The sequence below is a fragment of the Cryobacterium sp. TMT2-15-1 genome, assembly GCF_004402345.1.
Taxonomy (GTDB): domain Bacteria; phylum Actinomycetota; class Actinomycetes; order Actinomycetales; family Microbacteriaceae; genus Cryobacterium; species Cryobacterium sandaracinum.
Genome location: NZ_SOGD01000030.1, coordinates 33,777 through 53,155, shown reverse-complemented (window position 1 = coordinate 53,155; position 19,379 = coordinate 33,777). Strand labels below are relative to the sequence as shown.

The window sequence follows — 19,379 nt, the reverse complement described above, 5'->3', positions numbered from 1 at the left end:
CTCGACGCGGCCGCCGTCGACGCCGGCGAGAGCCACCCGGCCGAGGCCGCCGCCGCGGCCCGGTCCGCCGTCGCCCAGGCAGAGGTCGAGGTCGAACGCCTGCGCGACGAACTGCACCTCAGCGAACGCGAACGGGACGCCCTCGCCGCCCGCGCGGGGGCACTGAGCCTCGCCCTGGACCAGAAGGACGGCTCGGCGGCGCTGCTCGCTGCAGCGCCGGCGGGCATCCGTGGTCTGGTGGCCGAACACGTGCGCGTGCGGCCCGGCTACGAGGCCGCCATCGCCGCCGCCCTCGGCTCCCTCGCCGACGCCGTGCTCGCCGACACCCGGAGCGCGGCCGTCGACGCCATCGTGCGCGCCCGCGCCGACGATCTCGGCCGGGTCGAGCTGATCGTGGCCGGCACGATCGACGCCGACGCGCCCGGTACCGGCACGACGGATGCCCTCGCACCCGGCACCCTGCCCGACCTCGCCGTGCAGCCCGGGCTGCTCTGGGCCGAATCGGTGATCGACGCTCCACCCGGGGTGCTCGGCCTGCTCCGGCGTACGGCGATCGCCGACGACCTCGATGCCGCCCGAGCCGCCGTGGACCGATTCGGATCCCGATCCGAGGAAGTGGAGACCGTCGGCGTGGAGACCGCCGCGTGCGCAGCCCTCCCGATCACCGTCATCACCCGGGCCGGAGACGTACTCAGCGACACCGTGCTGTGCGGTGGTTCCGGGGCCCGGCGCAGCCGCCTCGAGCTCATCGCCGACCGCGATGCGGCCGCCGACTCGCTCGCAGCGGTGCGCACCCGGCTCGAGCGGGTCGTTGCCGACCTCGCCGAGGCCCGCGTCATGCTGTCCGCCCGCAAGACCCAGGCCCAGGCGGCCGCCGCCCGGGTGCGGGCGTTCGAGTCCCGCACGACCGTGCAGGCCGAGAAGACCAACCGGGCCACCGTGCAGCTCGAGGCGGCCACCGCCGAACTGAGTCGGCTCTCCGCCGCCCTCCTGCTGCAGGCCGAAACCGTCGCCGCCCGCGAGGCCGAAAGCGAGACGGCCCACACCGCGCGGGACGAACAGCGCGCCCGGCCGCGCCCGGTGCCGGATACCGGGCCTCGCGACGCGCTCGTCGCCGCCCTCGAGGTCGCGCGCGAAGCCGAGGTCGAGGCCCGGCTCCAGGTTGAGACCGCCCGTGAACGCGTGCGCGCCGGGCAGGCGCGGGCCGACGCGCTCGCGAAACAGCAGACTGCCGCGCGGGCGGCGGCCGAGGAGGCAGCCCGGCGTGCGGTCATCCGTCGCCGTCAGGTGGATGCCGCCAGCCGGGTGGCCGAGGCGCTCCCGCTGGTGCTTGCCTCGGTCGACGCCTCCGTCAGCGAGGCCAGGCAGCGCCTGGCCACCGCCGAGGCGGAGCGCAGCAGCCAGAACGAGGAAATCGCGGCGCTGCGCCGGGAGGACAGCACCCTGCGCGCCCGGTTGCAGGCTGTCACCGAGACCGTGCACGGCCTGGAACTGGCCATCTACGAGAAGAAGCTGCACCTGTCCGGGCTGCTCGAGCGCGCCGTCAGCGACCTCGGTCTGACCGAAGACGTGCTCGTGGCCGAGTACGGGCCCGACCAGCCGATCCCGGGCGCCGTCCAGAACAGCGCAGACCCGACCGCCGAACCCGTCCGCTTCGACCGGGACGAGCAACAGCGCCGCCTCACCGTCGCCGAACGCCGCTACGCCCAGCTCGGCCGAGTGAACCCGCTGGCCCTCGAGGAGTTTGCCGCGCTCGAGCAGCGGCACCGCTTCCTCACTGAGCAGCTCACCGACCTCACCAAGACGCGCCGCGACCTGCTCACCATCATCGAGGAGATCGACGAGAAGATGGGTGCCATCTTCGGCAGCGCCTTCGACGACACCCAGGCGGCGTTCGCCGAGGTGTTCCCGGTGCTGTTCCCGGGCGGGAGCGGCAGCATCCGTCTCACCGATCCCGACAGCCTGCTCACGACCGGCATCGAGGTTTCGGTCAAGCCCGCCGGCAAGAAGATCGAGCGGCTCTCACTGCTGTCAGGCGGGGAGCGCTCGCTCGCCGCCGTGGCCCTGCTGATCGCCATCTTCAAGGCCCGCCCGAGTCCGTTCTACATTATGGACGAGGTCGAGGCTGCCCTCGACGACGCCAACCTCGGCCGGCTGCTGACTATCTTCGAGGACCTGCGCACCACCAGCCAGCTCATCGTGATCACCCACCAGAAACGCACAATGGAGATCGCGGATGCCCTTTACGGCGTCTCGATGCGCCTCGATGGGGTCTCGGCCGTGGTCGGGCAGCGCATCGCGAAGGACGACGAGCAGGCATCCTGACACGTCGCCGCTGATCGCCGCTGACGAGTGAAGAGTGCTAGCGCAGCGCGGCCAGGAGTCGCGCGCAGGCCTCGTCGACCCGGCGGCAGGCCATGCTGCAGGTGTGCCAGCCCGGATGCAGCCGGGCCATGTTCTCGCAGGCCGCGATCGATGCCCAGGCGGCCTCGCGGCAGGTTTCCAGCAGCGCGATGGTCGTCAGAGCGTCCTTCCGCGCATGCCAGGACAGCAGCCGGCTCGTCGACGAGCACACCTCGATGCAGTCCAGGTCGGCGAGGAAGCAGCGGGTGATGTCGCCGTTGCCCTCGATGCGGAGGCAGGCGTCCGCGCAGTCCTCGCTCACCGTCACGAGCGCGTCGCACGCCGCGATGCACCGGTTGATCCCGGTGCGCACACTGTCGGGCCCTGTGCTGACTGCCATGCCGACACCCTAGACCGGGTCCGGGCGGCTGTCGGGGGGCTTGCGCATTCCTGCTCGGTTACGGGTGGTCGTTCCAGGACCGAAAGTCCCTCAGAACAGCACCCTCACACCGGGCTGAGCGTCTCCGGCGTGTCCGGTCGCTGCACATCGACGAAGCCGAGGGCAACGGTCGGCTCCGGCCGCGCGGACGCCAGCGCACGCATCAGGGCGGCGACCGCCGCCGGGCCGTGCGGGAAGGAGGTGCCGTGGACGATGCCGACACCAGCGGGTGAGGTCTGGGCCGCCACCCAGCATTCTGCCGGGTCGAGTCGCTCGTGTGACGGCACGAGTCGCACGAACGAGCCTTATCCGGGCGGTGCCGCACCCGGTCCGCATTATCGGTTCGGGGGTCCTTCGCTCGGTACGCGCCGGCTGCGCCGCTTCGCGCGAAGCACACCTGGGGCGCAGCGGCGCAGGTACCGCGCGAGCCATAGGCTGTAGTCATGGCAGAACGCACCCCCTGGTCTCTCTCCGGCGCACTGCGCGGCATGTTCGCGAAGAAGCTCATCGACGCCGAGACGTGGGAAGACCTCGAAGACGCGCTCATCCAGGCCGACTTCGGTCCCAGCATCACCGAGGCGATCGTGGCCGACCTGCGGGCCAAGGTCGCCAGGTACAACACGACCGACCCGGCCGACCTGCAACGGATGCTGCGCGAAGGCCTCGAGGAGCGGCTCTCCAAGCTCGACTCCACCCTCAATCTCAGCGCCCGGCCCGCCGTCGTGCTCGTCGTCGGCGTCAACGGTGTCGGCAAGACCACCACGATCGGCAAATTCGCGAAGTTCCTACGCACCTACAACCGCAGTGTGCTGATCGGGGCGGCCGACACGTTCCGCGCGGCCGCTGTGGAACAGCTGGCCACCTGGGCCGAACGTGCCGGCGCCGACATCGTGCGGCCGCAGGCCCACGGCCAGGACCCGGCATCCGTCGCCTTCCAGACCGTCGAGCGGGCCATGCAAGACGGCACGGAGATCGTGATCATCGACACCGCCGGGCGGCTGCAGACCAAGGGCGGCCTGATGGACGAGCTCACCAAGATCCGCAAGGTGATCGAGAAGCAGACCCCGATCGCCGAGGTGCTCCTCGTGCTCGACGCGACGACCGGCCAGAACGGCCTGGCCCAGGCCGAGGCCTTTATCCAGCATGCCGGCGTGACCGGGCTCGTTCTCACCAAACTGGACGGATCCGCCAAGGGCGGCTTCGTGCTCGCCGTGCAGGAGAAGACCGGCATCCCCATCAAGCTCGTGGGCCAGGGCGAGGGCATCAATGACCTCACCGGTTTCACGCCGCACGTTTTCGCACAAAAACTCGTCGGATAGGACAGTCATGACCATCGAACACGATTTCTTCGGAATTCTCGGCAGTGACGACGCTGCAGAGGTCTACTGGTCGGATTCGGCCGAACTGGGCGACCAGGACGTGCAGATCGACCTCAGCTCCCCTGACGAGGAGTCCGTCTCGGCCGAAGCGCTCGACATTGCGGCGGCCATGGTCAACGACATCGAGGAACTCGATTCGCAGGCCCGCGAATCGCTCGTGGCCGACCTCAGCAAGGAGGGCTCGGTGACGGGTGCCTACATCACGACCGAACTCGACGAAATGGATCCCGAGGTTCTCGACGACGCCCTGATCTGGGATTCGGGCGACAAGCAGATCGATTTTCTGCGCTCCATCCAGCTGCAGCGGATCGGCTTCCACCCGCATCATTTCCGCAGCGAGGAGCACTTCGCGGTGCTCGAGTACTCGATCAGCCCCGATGACACCGACGCCCTGCTCGTGGTCACGATCGACGTGCACGGCGACCCCGTGCTGATCGCCGTCGAGCAGTAGCGCAGCTGTCCGGTCGGACGTCGGCGCTCCCTACTGGATGGTGCCCTTGGCCGGGTCGCCGAACGGCACGTTCTGCAGCACCTTGACGTCCGTGGCGGCGGCCAGTGCGTCATCCGTGCGCGCACCAAGCTCGGTGATTCCCGCGCCGGTCGCGTGCACCGCGAGGTCGGCGGCGCTGGCCCAGCGCTCGACCATGACCACCAGGTCACCGTCGGTGTGCGCGGCATACAGTTCGCAGCCGGGCTCGGCGTGCACCGTGGGGGAGACCACGGCGAACGCGTCCAAAATCTCCTGGCTGCGACCGGGCTTCGGGGTGAGTACGGCGACGACGACAACGGACATGCTGACTCCTGACTCCTGACTTCGGATGCGGTTTGCGCACCCGAACAACCGTAGGCTCCGCGACCGGTTAAACTAAACGCATCATGGCTACTTTTGGAAACCTCTCAGATCGCCTGGCCGAGACGTTCAAGAATCTCCGCACCAAGGGCAAGCTCAGCGCGGCGGATGTCGACGGCACCGTTCGCGAGATCCGGCGCGCGCTGCTCGACGCCGACGTTGCCCTCGAGGTGGTCAAGGACTTCACCGGCAAGGTGCGCGAGCGTGCCCTCGGCGACGAGGTCAGCACGGCGCTGAACCCGGCCCAGCAGGTCGTTAAGATCGTCAACGAGGAGCTCGTCGAGATCCTCGGCGGTCAGCAGCGCCGACTCGAATTCGCCAAGAAGCCGCCGACCATCATCATGCTCGCCGGCCTCCAGGGTGCCGGTAAGACCACTCTTGCCGGCAAGCTCGCCAAGTGGCTCGCCAAAGACGGCCACACCCCGATCCTGGTCGCGGCCGACCTGCAGCGCCCCAACGCGGTCACCCAGCTCGAGGTCGTCGGCGCCCAGGCGGGCGTGCCCGTCTACGCGCCCGAGCCCGGCAACGGCGTCGGCAACCCGGTCAAGGTCGCCCGCGACGGCGTCAAGTACGCCAAACAGAAGATGCACGACGTGGTCATCGTCGACACCGCTGGACGCCTCGGCGTCGACGCGGAGATGATGAAGCAGGCCGCGGACATCCGCACGGCCATCGACCCCGACGAAGTGCTCTTCGTGATCGACGCCATGATCGGGCAGGATGCCGTGGCCACCGCCAAGGCGTTCCAGGACGGCGTCGACTTCACCGGCGTGGTGCTCTCCAAACTCGACGGTGACGCGCGAGGCGGTGCGGCCCTGTCGGTGGCCTCGATCACCGGCCGCCCCATCATATTCGCGTCGACCGGTGAGAGCCTCGACGACTTCGAGCCGTTCCACCCCGACCGCATGGCCAGCCGCATCCTCGACCTCGGTGACATCCTTACCCTGATTGAGCAGGCGCAGGGTGCCTTCGACGAAGACGAAGCGCGCAAGATGGCGGAGAAGTTCTCCACCGACAGTTTCACCCTCGACGACTTCCTCGGCCAGATGCAGCAGCTGCGCAACATGGGTTCGATCAAGAAGATGATGAGCATGCTCCCGGGCGCCGGCGCCATGAAGCAGCAGCTCGAGAACTTCGACGAGCGCGAGATCGTGCGCACGGAGGCCATCATCCAGTCGATGACCAAGGCCGAGCGCACCACCCCGAAGCTGTTGAACGGATCCCGCCGGCTGCGCATAGCCCGCGGCGCCGGCTCGACCGTGACCGAGGTCAACCAGCTCGTGTCCCGGTTCGAGCAGGCCGCCAAGATGATGAAGACGGTTGCCAAGGGCGGCATGCCCAACATCCCCGGAATGGGCCCGGTCCCCGGCGGCATGGGCGGCGGCGGCCGTGGCAAGCCACAGCCCAAGAAGAAGGGCTCGAAGTCGGGCAACCCGGCCAAGCGCGCGGCGGAGAACATGGCGATCGCGTCCGGTGAGAGGCCCGCTGGCGCGGGCCCCGGTGCGGGCGGCGGCACGGGCTTCGGCCTCGGCGGCGCCGGGAAGGCCGGCGGTCCCACCGAAGACGAGATGGCCGCCCTGCAGAAGATGCTCGGCCGGTGACACTTCGCCGCAAACGCTGAGCCGCTGACTGGGCTGCGGATGCGCCCGGCCGCCGGTTTAGGATGAGCGCATGACCTCCTCCACGCCGACTTCCACGCCGTCCTCCACGGCCGGCCGGGTGCGTATCGGCGTGCAAATCGCCCCGCAGCACGCCCTCTATCCGAAGATCCGGGTGACCGTGGCGGAGGTCGAGGCCCTGGGCACGGACATCGCGTTCGACTGGGACCACTTCTTTCCGCTCTCCGGCGAGAAGAACGGCCTCCACTTCGAGTCCTGGACGCTCCTCGCGGCCTGGGCGGAGCAGACCTCCACCATCGAGCTGGGCGCGCTGGTCAACTGCAACGGCTACCGCAACCCCGACCTGCAGGCCGACATGGCGCGCACCATCGACCACATCAGCGGCGGCCGGTTCATCTTCGGCACCGGCTCCGGCTGGTTCGAGCGCGACTACGACGAGTACGGCTTCGAGTTCGGCACCGCGGGCACCCGCCTGGACGCCCTCGAGGCCGACCTCCCGCGGATCGAGGCGCGCTGGGCGAAGCTGAACCCGCCGCCCCTGCGCGACATCCCGGTGCTGATCGGCGGCGGGGGCGAGAAGAAGACCCTCCGAATCGTGGCGAGACATGCGGACATCTGGCATTCGTTTTCCACTCCGGCGGTGCTCGAGCACAAGCTCGGCGTGCTCTCGAAGTGGTGTGACACGGTGGGCCGGGACCTCTCCGAGATCGAGATCTCGACCGAACTGCGGTCCCGCACCGTGACCGAGGCCGACGAGCTCTATGACCTTGGCGCCCGCCTGTTCACCCTTGGGCTGTCCGGCCCGCACTACGACCTGGCCTCGCTCACTGACTGGCTCGCCTGGCGCGACCAAAAAAACGCGCTCGAGACGGGCTGCGCCCGAGATGCGTGAGTCCTTATCGAGTGGTGGTAACGCTCCCGGAACGCACTCACGGCCCGTGTCACGGTCCGCTGCCTGCCTGCCTGAGTCGACATCACGAACACCCGGCTCGGAACCCCCAAGCCGCGATCCCGCATCGTCCGCGGCCATGAGGGCTCACTCAGCTATGCGGGGAGGCCCGTGCGGAGTTCGTTGGTCAGCGCCTTCACGACGGCAGGCAGGCTGCCGCCGTGCGCCTCGGCGACCCGCAGCTGCCGCTGGTAGCTCGCACCCCCGGTGATGATCCGGTTCAGGCTCTGCAGCTCGCCCAGGCAGCCCAGTCGCTCGGCGACGGGGGAGAGGATGCCGATCAGCCGGCGCACATCGTCGGTCACCAGGCTTTCGGCGCCCGCGGCATCCGTGATGATCTCGGCGTCCAGGCCGTAGCGAGCGGCCCGCCATTTGTTCTCGCGAACGAACCACGGCTGCATCGACCCGACCGTCTCGCCGGCGTCGAGACGCCCCGACATCCAGTCGACCAGGCACTGGATGAACGCGGCGATGGCGCCGAGTTCCTCCGTCGTGGACACGCCGTCGCAGGCGCGCACCTCGATGGTTCCCCATCGCGGCGACGGACGGATGTCCCAGCGCACCTCGGTCGCATCCTCAATCACCCCGGTGGCGGTCATATCGGCCACGTAGCGCTCCCAGGCCTCCCAGTCGTGCAGGATCCACGGCAGGCCGGCGGTGGGCAACTGCTGGAACATGAGAGCGCGGTTGGAGGCGTAGCCGGTGTTCACGCCGGCCCAGAACGGGCTCGACGCCGACAGGGCCTGCAGGTGCGGCAGGTAGCCGAGCAGGCCGTTCAAAATCGGGATGACCTTGGCCTTGTCCTCGATCCCCACATGCACGTGGATGCCCCAGATCATCATGTTGCGGCCCCACCACTGGGTGCGGTCGATCAACCGGTGGTAGCGGGCCTTGTCCGTGACCTTCTGGTCGAACCACTGGCTGAACGGATGCGACCCGCTACAGATGAGTTCGACGCCCCGCGGATCCGTGATGGCGCGCACCTCGTCAACTTGGGCGGCGACATCCGTGACGGCGCCCGCAACTGTATGGTGCACCCCCGACACGAGTTCGACTGTGTTCAGAAGCAATTCCCCGGTGATGTGCGGATGCGGCGTGCCGTCGCGCGCGGCCAGAGCCGTCAGCACCTCATCTGCCAGGCAGACCAGGTCACCCGACTCGCGATCGACGAGGGCGAGTTCCCACTCGATGCCAATGGTGGACCGTAACGACCGGGCAAATTCGATCCCCATGCGCGGTCCTTCCGATCCTGGTTCAACCCTACGAGCGCGGGTGTGTGACAATCCTGACACCGATTGGCGAAGCGGCGCTCCAGCCGGCCGCGAGTCCGGTGATGACCGCGCCGCCCAGCCGGTCGATTATCAGAAAGTCGTCGATGTCTGACAGAATGATTAGTCGAGTTCTCTTGCGTCCGACCCTCTACTCAGGCGCAGGAAAAAACCTTATTGAGCTTGTGCCGAGTGTGCCCCCACGCTCACGGCCCTCAGTTCGCCAAAAATCAAATACACAGGAGAATTGTGGCTGTCAAAATTCGTTTGAAGCGCATGGGCAAGATCCGTGCACCGTACTACCGCATCGTCGTTGCCGACGCGCGCACCAAGCGCGATGGTCGTGTCATCGAAGAGATCGGCGTCTACCACCCCACGCAGGAGCCCTCCGTCATCGAGGTCAAGTCCGAGCGTGCCCTGTACTGGCTGGGCGTTGGAGCACAGCCGACAGAGCAGGTTGAGGCTCTCCTCAAGCTGACCGGCGACTGGGGCATCTTCAAGGGTGACAAGAACGCCGTCAGTACCGTGAAGTTCAAGGAGCCGAAGGCTCCGTTCGTCGCCGACGAGAAGAAGAAGCCGGTTCTGAAGCCGAAGGCCGACAAGCCTGTGGCCAAGGAAGAGGCACCCAAGGAGACCGAGGCTGCCGCGGAGGCAACCGAAGAGGACAAGGCGTAATTTTGCTCGCTCCCGCGCTTGAGCACCTCGTCAAGGGGATCGTTGATCACCCGGACGATGTGCATGTTGTGACCCAGACGTCCCCTCGGGGCGAGGTCCTTGAGGTTCGTGTGAGCCCCGAGGACCTCGGCCGCGTGATCGGGCGTTCCGGGCGCACCGCCAAGGCACTGCGCACCCTCGTGGCCGCGCTGGCCGACGGCCGCCGCGTGCGCGTTGACGTCGTCGACACCGATTACTGAACTGGTAAATGAGTAGTTGGATATGAGTTCGGTGAACGACAGTACGACTCCGCGCAGCCAGTTGAGGGTGGGGCGCCTGACCAAGGCGCACGGCCTCAAGGGAGCGATCAAGCTGGAATTGTTCACGGATGACCCGGGGCGTCGTTTCGTCCCGGGCGCCGTGTTCACGCTGCAGGTCCCCACGGGTTCACCCTGGCACGGCAAGAAAATCGAGCTCGTCGAGCTCCGCTGGTACAACCAGCACGCGGTCGGCTTCTTCAAGGATGTCCCCGACCGCGAAGCGGCCGAAGCCCTGGCCAAAGCGATCCTCTGGATCGACCAGGACGACGCGGAACAGTCCGGCGAAGAAGACGCCTGGTACGACCACCAGCTGATCGGCCTCTCCGTCGTGCGCGACGGCGTCCAGATCGGAACCATCGCGCGGCTGGAGCACCTTCCCGCGCAGGACCTGTTGATCGTGAAGACCCCCGCCGCCGAGGTCATGATCCCCTTCGTGAAGGCCATCGTGCCCTCCGTCGACATCGCGACCGGCATCGTCACCATCACCCCGCCTCCCGGCTTGCTCGAAGAGCTCCCGGAGGAACCGGACGACGACGATGACAACGCCGTCGATGACAACGTCGACAATAGTGACAACACCGCAGCCACGGCTGCCCCCGAAACTGGATCAGAACCCCAGGCCGAGATCGACGGAGCCCCCGGCCGGAGCTGAAACACGTCCTCGGGGAGAGGCGCGCCGCGCCCGACCGTCTCCCCACCTCGTCACGACGCGGCAGACCTCTTATAGGAGCACCGTCGCATGTCGTACGTTAAACCGAGCCAACTCATCGATGACATTACTCACTCCGGTCTGCTTAAAACGCAACTGACCCTGGGGCAAATGGCGATGCGGGGGGTGCTGGCCGGGGCGATTCTCGGAGCGGCCACGACCGTCGCCTTAACCGCCACGGCCCAGACCGGCCTGCCCATCGTCGGGGCCGTGCTCTTCCCGGTCGGCTTCGCGATGATCCTGTTGTTGGGTCTCGAGCTGGTCACCGGTAGCTTCGCTCTTGTCCCGCTTGCGATCATGGAAAGGCGCACGACGGTCACCCGGGGACTCAGGAACTTCTTCGTGGTCATTCTCGCCCACCTCTTCGGGGCCGGACTGTACGCCTTCCTCTACACGACGTCGATCACGTATCTGGGCACGGACATGTCCGACCCGATGGTCCAGGCCATCATCGACCTCGCCGAGCACAAGGTGCTGCCCTACGAGGCGGTCGGTGCCGGCGGCATCCTTGTCGTGATCATCAAGGCCATGCTCTGCAACTGGATGGTCGCCATCGGCACCATCATGTTCTACACGTCCACGTCCACGGCGGGCAAGGTCCTCGCGATGTGGCTGCCTGTGACGACCTTCTTCAGCCTCGGCCTCGAGCACGCTATCGTCAACATGTTCGCCATTCCGGCCGGCATCATGCTCGGCGCCGACGTCACGGTTGGCCAATGGTGGGTATGGAACCAGGCCCCGGTTCTCCTCGGCAACGTCCTCGGGGCCATCCTCTTCACCGCGCTGCCCATCTACTTCTCGCACCGCACCCATGTGAACCGCGCCCCGGCATCCGGTGACGCAGGCGACGTCGACGCGGAGGTGGCCGCCGAGACGACCGAGCATGCCGAACCGACGCTCGTTCGCTCGTAGACTGCTCCCGTGCGTATCGACATCATCACGATCTTTCCGGAGTTCTTCTCCGTCCTCGACGTCTCCCTGGTCGGCAAGGCCCGGCAATCGGGGCTGATCGACCTTCGGGTGCACAACCTGCGCGACCACACCCACGACCGGCACCACTCCGTCGACGACACGCCCTACGGCGGCGGCGCCGGCATGGTGATGAAGCCGGAGCCATGGGGTGACGCGATCGACGCGATCCTCACCGACGTGCACCCGGGTGGCGAGCCGACGGATGCATCCGCCATGCCCGAAACGACGGATGCCGGTCCGCTCCTGATCTTCCCGTCCCCGGCCGGGGAGTTGTTCACGCAGGCCATGGCCCGGGAGCTGGCCGAGGAATCGAATCTCATCTTCGGCTGCGGACGTTACGAGGGCATCGACCAGCGGGTCTTCGACCACTTCGAGCAGGACGGCCGGGTGCGCCTGGTCAGTCTCGGCGACTACGTGCTCAACGGGGGAGAGGTGGCCGTGATGGCCATGATCGAGGCCGTCGGTCGTCTGATCCCGGGGGTCGTCGGCAACCCGGAAAGCCTTGTCGAGGAGTCCCACGAGGACGGCCTCCTCGAATATCCGAGCTACACGAAGCCCGCGGCGTGGCGCGGCCTCGACGTTCCCTCGGTGTTGCTCAGTGGCAACCACGGCGCCGTCGCCGCGTGGCGGCGGGAGCAGCAATTCTTGCGCACGGCGCGGGTGCGCCCGGACCTTCTGCCGCCAGCGAACTGAGCTCGCCGGCGCAGGTCGCCCGGGTAGTCTGGTGTCGTGTTCGTACGCAGATTCTTCTACTTCTGGCAGTTCATTGCCGTCCTCGTGCTTCCGGCGTGGCTCCTGGTCGGCGCCTCCGTTTACGGCAGCGGCGGCTGGGACGTGGTCGGCAGCTTCTTCAGCGGCCTCGTGGTCGGTGTGGGCCTGCTCGCCGTGAGCATGATCTTCTTCGCCCGCACCGAGGTGCGCAGCACCCGCATGGTGTCGTGGGCCGACGTGGGCATCCTCACGCTCTGGCACGCCCTGATCGTGGGCATGGGGTTCACCTACGACGTCGCGCCGGGCCTCGCCGCGCTGGTGATAGTGGTCGGAATCGGCGCGTTCTGGTTCGCCATCTGGGAGCTGATCGCCGCCGCCCGCCGCAGCATGCGGGCCATGATGCTCCTGGTCGAGGAGACGGCGAGGGGCCCCGCGTTCCCGCCGAGCGTGCCGCCCACGCTGCCGCCGACCGACGGTTTCAGCGCCACCCCGGATCCCTCCGTCATCATCGTGCGCGAGCATCCACTCCACCCGCCCGAGGAGTCGGTCGAGAAGAAGGAATCCGGGAAGAAGCACGGTCAGGCGCCGGAGGCCTGACCTTCACCCAGCTTTTGCGGGGATGGTGCGTTTCGTGACATAATCATCGCTTGTGCCGTGGCAAGCCTCTGCCACAGGGGAGCTGCAACGTATCGGCACGAAACACACTCATTCATTTGCGGATCCGCACGCCTCGCGTGTCGCATCGCATAAGCCGTAGTCGTCCTGTGGCGGATACAGAGAGCGAACAGTATGCATATTCTCGACCAGGTGGATGCCCCATCCCTCCGCAAGGACATCCCGGCGTTCCGCGCCGGCGACACCGTCAAGGTCCACGTCAACATCGTTGAGGGCGCTCGCTCTCGTGTGCAGGTCTTCCAGGGAGTCGTCATCGGACGCTCCGGCGAAGGCGTGCGCGAAACGTTCTGCGTTCGCAAGGTCAGCTTCCAGGTCGGCGTCGAGCGTACCTTCCCGGTGCACTCCCCGGTGATCGACCGCATCGAGGTCATCACCCGTGGTGACGTGCGTCGCGCGAAGCTGTACTACCTGCGCAACCTGCGCGGCAAGAAGGCCAAGATCAAGGAGAAGCGCGACTAACACCCGTCGCAGTCGACTCCCGGCTTGCGCTGGATTCCCCCTGAGCTCCTCACCCGTACACTGGGTCAGGAGCTCAGGCGGTTTAATGACAGAAAATTCTCTGCCCACGCGATCCAATCGCCCGGGAACAGAAACAAAGCGCAAGAAGCGCGGCGTTGCACTCTTTATACGTGACCTTCTGGTCATCTTCGTGGTGGCCCTGCTCATCTCGTTCCTGATCAAGACGTTCCTGGTGCGCTCGTTCTACATTCCCTCCGGGTCGATGGAGACCACCCTCCTGATCAACGACCGGATCATCGTGAACCAGCTCGAACCGAAGCTGATCCCGGTCGAACGCGGCGACGTCGTCGTGTTCCGGGATCCGGGCGGCTGGCTGCTGCCGCAGGCGCCCCTTGAGCAGAACGCCGTCATCGCCGCCGTGGACTGGGTCATGGCCGCGGTGGGGCTGTCGGCGCCGGACAGCAACGACCACCTGATCAAACGCGTCATCGGGCTGCCGGGCGACCACGTCACCTGCTGCAACCCGCTCGGCCAGATGAGCGTCAACGACGTGCCTCTGTCCGAACCCTATGTGTCTCTGCCGACCGGGGAGACGAGCGTTTCGCAGGACGACTTCGACATCGTCGTTCCGGACGGCTCGCTCTGGGTGATGGGTGACAACCGCTACAACTCCAAGGACTCCCGCTACAACACCGAGACCCCCGGCAAGGGGTTCGTGCCCATCGACAACGTTGTCGGGCGCGCCCTCGTGATCAGCTGGCCGACCGCGCGCTGGTCTTGGCTCGACGACTACTCGGAGGTCTTCCAGGGCGTCTCCACGGAGACGAGGTAGGGAATGGTCGTGGATCCGACCCTCGACGTCGAACGGGCGTTGCTGGCCGCCGGGGCGACCTGCGTGATCGGCGTCGACGAGGTCGGCCGCGGCGCCCTTGCCGGCCCGGTGGGGGTAGGTGTGGCCGTCGTCAACGCCTCAGCTCCGGCCTTCCCGGCCGGTTTGCGCGACTCAAAGATGCTCAGTGAACCCCGGCGCGGGCTCCTCGCGCCGCTGGCCGTCGCCTGGGCGCTGCACTCAGCGGTCGGCCTCGCGACGCCGCTGGAGGTCGACCAACGGGGCATCATCGCTGCGCTCGGCCTCGCCGGCAAGCGGGCCCTCGCGCAACTGTTCGCGGCCGGAGTCGACATCACCGGCGCCGTGGTGCTCCTGGACGGCAACGACGACTGGCTGAACAGGGCACTGAGCACTCCGCTCAACGTGGTGACCCGTGTGCGGGCCGACCAGGACTGCGCATCGGTGGCCGCGGCATCCGTGATCGCGAAGGTGCACCGCGACGCTCTGATGATCGAGGCGGATGCCGCGACGCCCGGCTACGAGTGGGCCGGCAACAAGGGCTACGGCAGCCCCGCCCACATGGCGGCGATCGCCCTGCTCGGACCCACCCTGCTGCATCGCAAATCCTGGCTGAAGATCACAGCGTAGGATTGAGGAACCATGGAAGAAGATGAATTCGAGGACTACGACCGCGAGGTCGAGCTGGCCCTGTACCGCGAGTACCGAGACGTTGTGGGGCAGTTTCAGTACGTCGTGGAGACCGAACGACGCTTCTACCTCGCGAACGAGGTCGAACTGGTGCGCCGTGACACGGAGCACGATTTCTACTTCGAATTGACCATGAAAGATGTCTGGGTCTGGGACGTCTACCGTTCCGACCGGTTCGTGAAGTCGGTGCGGGTGCTGACCTTCAAAGACGTCAACGTCGAGGAACTCGCGTCCAAGGAGTTCGAACTGCCGAAGGAACTCGCGCTCGACGAGTAGCACAACGAAGACTCAGGCCGGGGGCCTGCACACTCGGCGCAACGATGCGGTCGAGAACGAAGGGTATGTCTTTTGCTGCAGGAATCTGATCGCGCTCTGGCCTCGTGGATCAACCGGGAGGCACTCGCTGAAGAGATGATCCCCTTGATCGGCCGTCTGTATCGGGAAAATCACGTCGTCACGAGCGTGCACGGCCGGGGACTGGTCAACCAGTCGGTGATCGGACTGCTCAAGGCGCACCGCTTCGCGCGCCACATCGACGATGTGGAACTGCCCCTGGAGGAGACCCTGCCGCTGCTGCAGACCCTCAGCACCCTCCGGCTCGGGACCGCGTCGATCGACCTCGGCCGGCTGGCCATGGCCTACAAGCTGGAGGGCGCCGGGCGCGGCCGGGAGGAATTCCTCCGGGCCGAGCTGGCGGATGTCGTCGACCGGCAGGGTGACTTCGTCACCGCGGGCACGGATGTCGTGCTGTACGGCTTCGGCCGGATCGGACGTCTCCTCGCGCGCATCCTGATCGACCACGCCGGCGGGGGACAGGGTTTGCGCCTGCGGGCCATCGTGGTGCGCCGCGGGTCGGACAACGACATCGTCAAGCGGGCGAGCCTGCTGCGCCGCGACTCGGTGCACGGACCATTCGAGGGCACCATCACCGTCGACCCGGTGGGCAACACGATCCTCGCTAACGGCACGCTGATCCAGGTCATCTACTCGAGCGACCCGGCCACCGTCGACTACACCCGGTACGGCATCCAGAACGCTGTCGTGGTCGACAACACGGGGCGCTGGCGCGACGCCGACGGACTCCGCCAGCACCTGGCCTGCCCGGGTGTCGCCCGGGTGCTGCTCACGGCGCCGGGCAAGGGCGCGCTGAAGAACATCGTGCACGGCATCAACCATGACGCCATCACCGCGGACGACACCATCATCACGGCGGCATCCTGCACCACCAACGCGATCACGCCCGTGCTCAAGGCCGTGAATGACCGCTTCGGTATCCGGGAAGGCCATGTGGAGACGGTGCACTCGTTCACCAACGACCAGAACCTGATCGACAACTTCCATTCGGGCGACCGCCGCGGGCGCAGCGCCGCCCTGAACATGGTGATCACCGAGACAGGGGCCGCGAAGGCCGTCGCCAAGGCGCTGCCCGAGCTGGCCGGCAAGCTCACCGGCAACGCCATCCGGGTGCCCACGCCCGACGTGTCGATGGCGATCCTCAACCTCACCCTCACGCAGGGCACCACCAAGGACGAGCTCAACACCTACCTGCGCACCATGTCGCTGCACTCCGAGCTGCACAAGCAGATCGACTACATCGACTCGCCCGAGGTGGTCTCCAGTGACTTCCTCGGCTCTCGCCGGGCCGGCATCGTCGACGGTCTGGCTACCATCTGCACCGACACGAAGGCCGTGCTGTACGTCTGGTACGACAACGAATACGGGTACAGCTGCCAGGTCATCCGGGTGCTGGAGGAGATGGCGGGCGTGCATCCTCCGGTGTTCCCGAAGATGTTGATCGAGCCGGTCGCCCTGGTCTGAGTCACTCTGGTCTGAGTGACTCTGGTCTGGGTCACTCTGGACGGAGTCACCGAGCGGCGTTGGCCCGGGTTCGGGTCAGCGCGGCCGGGGCTCGCAGATCACGACCGGGATATCACGGCCGGTTTTCTGCTGGTAGCCGTCGTAACCCCGATAGGCCGCCACGATCTGCGGCCACAGCTCGGCTTTCTCCGCGGGGGACGCCGTTCGCGCCCGCAGCTTCAGGGTGGTGCCGCGCACGGTCAGTTCGACGTCGGGGTTCGCGACCAGGTTGAGATACCACTGAGGGTGGCGGTCGTCGCCGCCCTTCGAGGCGATCAGCACGAAGCGCTGGTGCCCGTGCACGGGCGCGGTGAGCATGGTTGTGCGACGCTTGCCGCTGGAGCGGCCGATGGTGTGCAGTTCGACCGCCGGCATCGACCCGAACGAGGCGAGCAGGCGCCCGCCGGAGGCCGTTAGTACCGCGCGGTGCAGCACGCTCATCGTCTTCATCTGCAGATCCGTCAGCCGATTACGCAGTCCCATGCCTCCAGCCTACGAGGTGAACAGGGGCGACCGACGGATGTCCCGGCGTCTTCTCCCCCGCTACAGCGGCAGTGCCCCGGCAATGTCCACCAGCGCGGCCTCCAGGTTGACGTCCCAGGTCTCCAGCAGCGCGAACAGCACGCCGTAGCCCGCATAGGCGGTGACCGGGATCAGCAGCAGCCACTCCCGCAGGGAGCCGGCGTTGCCCAGCACCGGCACGGACAGGTAGCCGCCCGATGACCACAGATTCTCGAGCACCGGCACCCGGCGCCACCATCTGGGCGGTTTCGGGATCCACGGCCAGAACAGGGGCAGCCCGCCGGTGGTGAGCAGGTCGCCCAGCAGGTGCACGCCGTAGCCCAGTGTGAAGCAGATCACGAACCACGAGTGCTGCTCCGGGGCGAAAACGGCGATGAAGGCCGCCACGGCGAAGCCGATCGCCCACGCCAGCCCCCACGACTGCTTCGAGAGGCCGAGCACCTTGGCCGCAAACGCGATCGCCGCGGCGCTCATCAGGGCCGGGCCGACGCGCACCGGTTCCGTGGCCCAGACGGGCTCCCAGAGCACGAGACCGATCACGGTGGCGAGCAGCCACGCCGAGAACAGGCCGAGCAGGCTGTGCAGGCCGTGCCGGTGCCCGCCGGAGGCCCGGGAGATCCCCGTGGTGACGAGCCGGCCGAGCACGGGGACGGATTGCGAGATGGTGGCCGAGTTGTGGTCGGCGTCGGCGAGGAGGGCCGCCCCGGCGCAGAGCAGCGAGCCGGCGATCGTTCCGACGGGCGTCACGGGGAAGAGCCCGAGACCGTGCCCGGCGGTCGCCGTGACGGCGATCCAGGCGGCGGCGCCGGTCATGGCATGGTGTGCACCCATCATGAGAGGGGGTCCTAACTGGTCCAGGTCTGATTCAGGCCGTCGGGGGCAGGCCGAGCCTCGACTGGGCCGGTTCACCAGGGCCGGTTCAACTGTAGGTGGCTTCCGCTCCCCGCCCGTGCCGGCCGGCACTAGCGTGGGGGCATGAGCACACCGGTTCCGTCCGCGCCCGCCCCGGCATCCGTCGTTGTCAGCGTCGCGGTATCCGTCGTCGTGGAGCAGGCGCTGGCCCTGGCCCCTCTGATCGACGGCCACAACGACTGGGCGTGGGAGTGCCGGCAGAGCCGCGACTGCTCCGTGGAGGGTCTCGGGGGCGGTCTGTCCACCGACACCGACATCGCCAGGCTGCGGGCAGGGCAGGTCGGGGCGCAGTTCTGGTCGGTCTACGTCAGCGACGACCACACAGGCGCCGACGCCGTGCAGGGCACGCTTGAGCAGATCGACTGGGTCTACCGCCTCGCCGCACGCTACCCTGACGACTTCGGCATCGCGCGCAGTGCCGCCGACGTGGAGGCCGCCCGCGCGACCGGGCGCATCGCCTCCCTGCTCGGCGCCGAGGGCGGACACAGCCTCAACGACTCACCGGCCGCGCTGCGCATGTTCGCCCGGCTGGGCGTGCGCTACCTCACCCTCACCCACGTGCACAACACGACGTGGGCCGACTCGGCCACCGATGAACCCGAGCACGGTGGCCTTACACCCCGCGGCGTCGACTACGTGCACGAACTGAACCGGCTGGGCATGCTGGTCGACCTCTCGCACGTCTCCCCGGCCACGGCGCACGCGGCGTTGGACGCGTCCGACTCGCCCGTCATCTTCAGTCACAGCTCCTGCCGGGCCCTCAGCGACCACCCCCGCAATGTGCCCGACGACGTGCTGCGCCGCCTGGCCGTCAACGGCGGGGTGCTCATGCTCACCTTCGTGCCGCAATTCCTGTCCGAGGACTACTCGGTCTGGTCCGAGGGCGACCGGGACGGGCCGGCGCCCGTCGTGACGCTGACGGATGTCGCGGACCACGTCGAACACGCCCGCCGCGTCGCCGGGATGGCCCACATCGGCCTCGGAGGCGACTTCGACGGCACCGACGAGTTCCCCGCCGGCCTCGAAGGCGTCGACGGTTACCCCGCGCTGCTGTCCGAGCTGGCCCGGCGCGACTGGCCGGCCGCCGACCTCGCGGCCCTTGCCGGCGCCAACGTGCTGCGGGTGTTGCGCGAGACGGATGCCGCGTTCGCGGCCGCCGGACACGCGGCATCCGGCTCCTCGGTAACTAGGTTGGTGCGCTGAG

At 67.6% G+C, this 19,379-nt stretch carries 23 protein-coding genes; 17 read left to right on the top strand and 6 right to left on the bottom strand.

Annotated features, from left to right (window positions below; translation table 11 throughout):
• Positions 1-2,325, top strand: a 2,325-nt coding sequence (locus E3O62_RS08260; RefSeq protein WP_166786445.1) for an AAA family ATPase, incomplete at its 5' end; no start/stop codon positions are given.
• A 37-nt stretch (positions 2,326-2,362) separates the two neighbouring features.
• Here the strand turns inward: E3O62_RS08260 and E3O62_RS08255 are convergent.
• A complete protein-coding gene (locus E3O62_RS08255; protein ID WP_134398167.1) occupies positions 2,363-2,743 on the bottom strand; it encodes a four-helix bundle copper-binding protein in 381 nt (126 codons plus the stop codon).
• A gap of 104 nt (positions 2,744-2,847) precedes the next feature.
• Positions 2,848-3,078, bottom strand: a complete 231-nt coding sequence (locus E3O62_RS08250; protein WP_134398166.1) for a hypothetical protein — start codon at positions 3,076-3,078, stop codon at positions 2,848-2,850.
• Positions 3,079-3,225: 147 nt separating this feature from the next.
• Between E3O62_RS08250 and ftsY the strand changes: the two genes are divergently transcribed.
• Together ftsY and E3O62_RS08240 are read left to right on the top strand one after the other, a co-directional pair.
• A complete protein-coding gene (gene ftsY, locus E3O62_RS08245) occupies positions 3,226-4,101 on the top strand; it encodes a signal recognition particle-docking protein FtsY (RefSeq protein ID WP_134396317.1) in 876 nt (291 codons plus the stop codon).
• Between the two features lie 7 nt (positions 4,102-4,108).
• Positions 4,109-4,612 (top strand): DUF2004 domain-containing protein, encoded by a 504-nt coding sequence (locus E3O62_RS08240; protein WP_166784589.1) that lies wholly within the window; start codon positions 4,109-4,111, stop codon positions 4,610-4,612.
• 30 nt (positions 4,613-4,642) lie between these two features.
• Here E3O62_RS08240 and E3O62_RS08235 read toward each other — a convergent pair whose 3' ends face one another.
• Positions 4,643-4,954 carry a putative quinol monooxygenase gene (locus E3O62_RS08235; protein WP_134398164.1) on the bottom strand — a complete coding sequence of 104 codons (312 nt, stop codon included), beginning with the start codon at positions 4,952-4,954 and terminating at the stop codon, positions 4,643-4,645.
• Positions 4,955-5,037: 83 nt separating this feature from the next.
• On the opposite strand from E3O62_RS08235, the gene ffh reads away from it, so the two are divergent.
• Together ffh and E3O62_RS08225 are read left to right on the top strand one after the other, a co-directional pair.
• Positions 5,038-6,612, top strand: a complete 1,575-nt coding sequence (gene ffh, locus E3O62_RS08230; protein WP_134398162.1) for a signal recognition particle protein — start codon at positions 5,038-5,040, stop codon at positions 6,610-6,612.
• 70 nt (positions 6,613-6,682) lie between these two features.
• Positions 6,683-7,522, top strand: coding sequence for an LLM class F420-dependent oxidoreductase (locus E3O62_RS08225; RefSeq protein ID WP_134396310.1), 840 nt, complete (start codon positions 6,683-6,685; stop codon positions 7,520-7,522).
• 152 nt (positions 7,523-7,674) lie between these two features.
• Here the strand turns inward: E3O62_RS08225 and E3O62_RS08220 are convergent, their stop codons facing one another.
• Entirely contained in the window at positions 7,675-8,811 is a 1,137-nt protein-coding gene (locus tag E3O62_RS08220) for a glutamate--cysteine ligase (RefSeq protein WP_134398160.1), read from the bottom strand.
• 285 nt (positions 8,812-9,096) lie between these two features.
• Between E3O62_RS08220 and rpsP the strand changes: the two genes are divergently transcribed.
• The 11 genes from rpsP to E3O62_RS08165 all read left to right on the top strand — a co-directional run bounded on the left by rpsP (position 9,097) and on the right by E3O62_RS08165 (position 16,702).
• Positions 9,097-9,522 carry a 30S ribosomal protein S16 gene (gene rpsP / locus E3O62_RS08215; protein ID WP_134396306.1) on the top strand — a complete coding sequence of 142 codons (426 nt, stop codon included), beginning with the start codon at positions 9,097-9,099 and terminating at the stop codon, positions 9,520-9,522.
• Between the two features lie 2 nt (positions 9,523-9,524).
• On the top strand, positions 9,525-9,761 hold the full coding sequence (locus tag E3O62_RS08210) for an RNA-binding protein (protein ID WP_134396304.1): 237 nt from the start codon (positions 9,525-9,527) through the stop codon (positions 9,759-9,761).
• A gap of 22 nt (positions 9,762-9,783) precedes the next feature.
• A complete protein-coding gene (gene rimM, locus E3O62_RS08205) occupies positions 9,784-10,473 on the top strand; it encodes a ribosome maturation factor RimM (protein WP_134398159.1) in 690 nt (229 codons plus the stop codon).
• Positions 10,474-10,560: 87 nt separating this feature from the next.
• Positions 10,561-11,442 carry a formate/nitrite transporter family protein gene (locus tag E3O62_RS08200; RefSeq protein WP_134398157.1) on the top strand — a complete coding sequence of 294 codons (882 nt, stop codon included), beginning with the start codon at positions 10,561-10,563 and terminating at the stop codon, positions 11,440-11,442.
• A 9-nt stretch (positions 11,443-11,451) separates the two neighbouring features.
• Positions 11,452-12,195, top strand: coding sequence for a tRNA (guanosine(37)-N1)-methyltransferase TrmD (gene trmD / locus E3O62_RS08195; protein ID WP_134396299.1), 744 nt, complete (start codon positions 11,452-11,454; stop codon positions 12,193-12,195).
• 36 nt (positions 12,196-12,231) lie between these two features.
• Positions 12,232-12,810, top strand: coding sequence for an MFS transporter (locus E3O62_RS08190; RefSeq protein ID WP_134398156.1), 579 nt, complete (start codon positions 12,232-12,234; stop codon positions 12,808-12,810).
• 192 nt (positions 12,811-13,002) lie between these two features.
• The gene (gene rplS, locus E3O62_RS08185; protein ID WP_104169856.1) at positions 13,003-13,347 is read left to right on the top strand and encodes a 50S ribosomal protein L19; all 345 of its coding nucleotides are present in this window, start codon (positions 13,003-13,005) and stop codon (positions 13,345-13,347) included.
• Between the two features lie 85 nt (positions 13,348-13,432).
• Complete coding sequence (gene lepB, locus E3O62_RS08180; RefSeq protein ID WP_134396295.1) at positions 13,433-14,179, top strand: signal peptidase I; 747 nt, start codon at positions 13,433-13,435, stop codon at positions 14,177-14,179.
• 3 nt (positions 14,180-14,182) lie between these two features.
• A complete protein-coding gene (locus E3O62_RS08175) occupies positions 14,183-14,824 on the top strand; it encodes a ribonuclease HII (protein WP_134396293.1) in 642 nt (213 codons plus the stop codon).
• 12 nt (positions 14,825-14,836) lie between these two features.
• On the top strand, positions 14,837-15,160 hold the full coding sequence (locus E3O62_RS08170) for a DUF2469 family protein (RefSeq protein ID WP_066596196.1): 324 nt from the start codon (positions 14,837-14,839) through the stop codon (positions 15,158-15,160).
• Between the two features lie 72 nt (positions 15,161-15,232).
• On the top strand, positions 15,233-16,702 hold the full coding sequence (locus tag E3O62_RS08165; protein ID WP_134398154.1) for a glyceraldehyde-3-phosphate dehydrogenase: 1,470 nt from the start codon (positions 15,233-15,235) through the stop codon (positions 16,700-16,702).
• Positions 16,703-16,777: 75 nt separating this feature from the next.
• Here the strand turns inward: E3O62_RS08165 and E3O62_RS08160 are convergent, their stop codons facing one another.
• Positions 16,778-17,224 carry a nitroreductase family deazaflavin-dependent oxidoreductase gene (locus tag E3O62_RS08160; RefSeq protein WP_104103135.1) on the bottom strand — a complete coding sequence of 149 codons (447 nt, stop codon included), beginning with the start codon at positions 17,222-17,224 and terminating at the stop codon, positions 16,778-16,780.
• 60 nt (positions 17,225-17,284) lie between these two features.
• On the bottom strand, positions 17,285-18,097 hold the full coding sequence (locus E3O62_RS08155; protein WP_134396289.1) for a metal-dependent hydrolase: 813 nt from the start codon (positions 18,095-18,097) through the stop codon (positions 17,285-17,287).
• 141 nt (positions 18,098-18,238) lie between these two features.
• Between E3O62_RS08155 and E3O62_RS08150 the strand changes: the two genes are divergently transcribed.
• Positions 18,239-19,378 (top strand): dipeptidase, encoded by a 1,140-nt coding sequence (locus E3O62_RS08150; protein ID WP_134398152.1) that lies wholly within the window; start codon positions 18,239-18,241, stop codon positions 19,376-19,378.
• Position 19,379 lies beyond the last annotated feature (1 nt).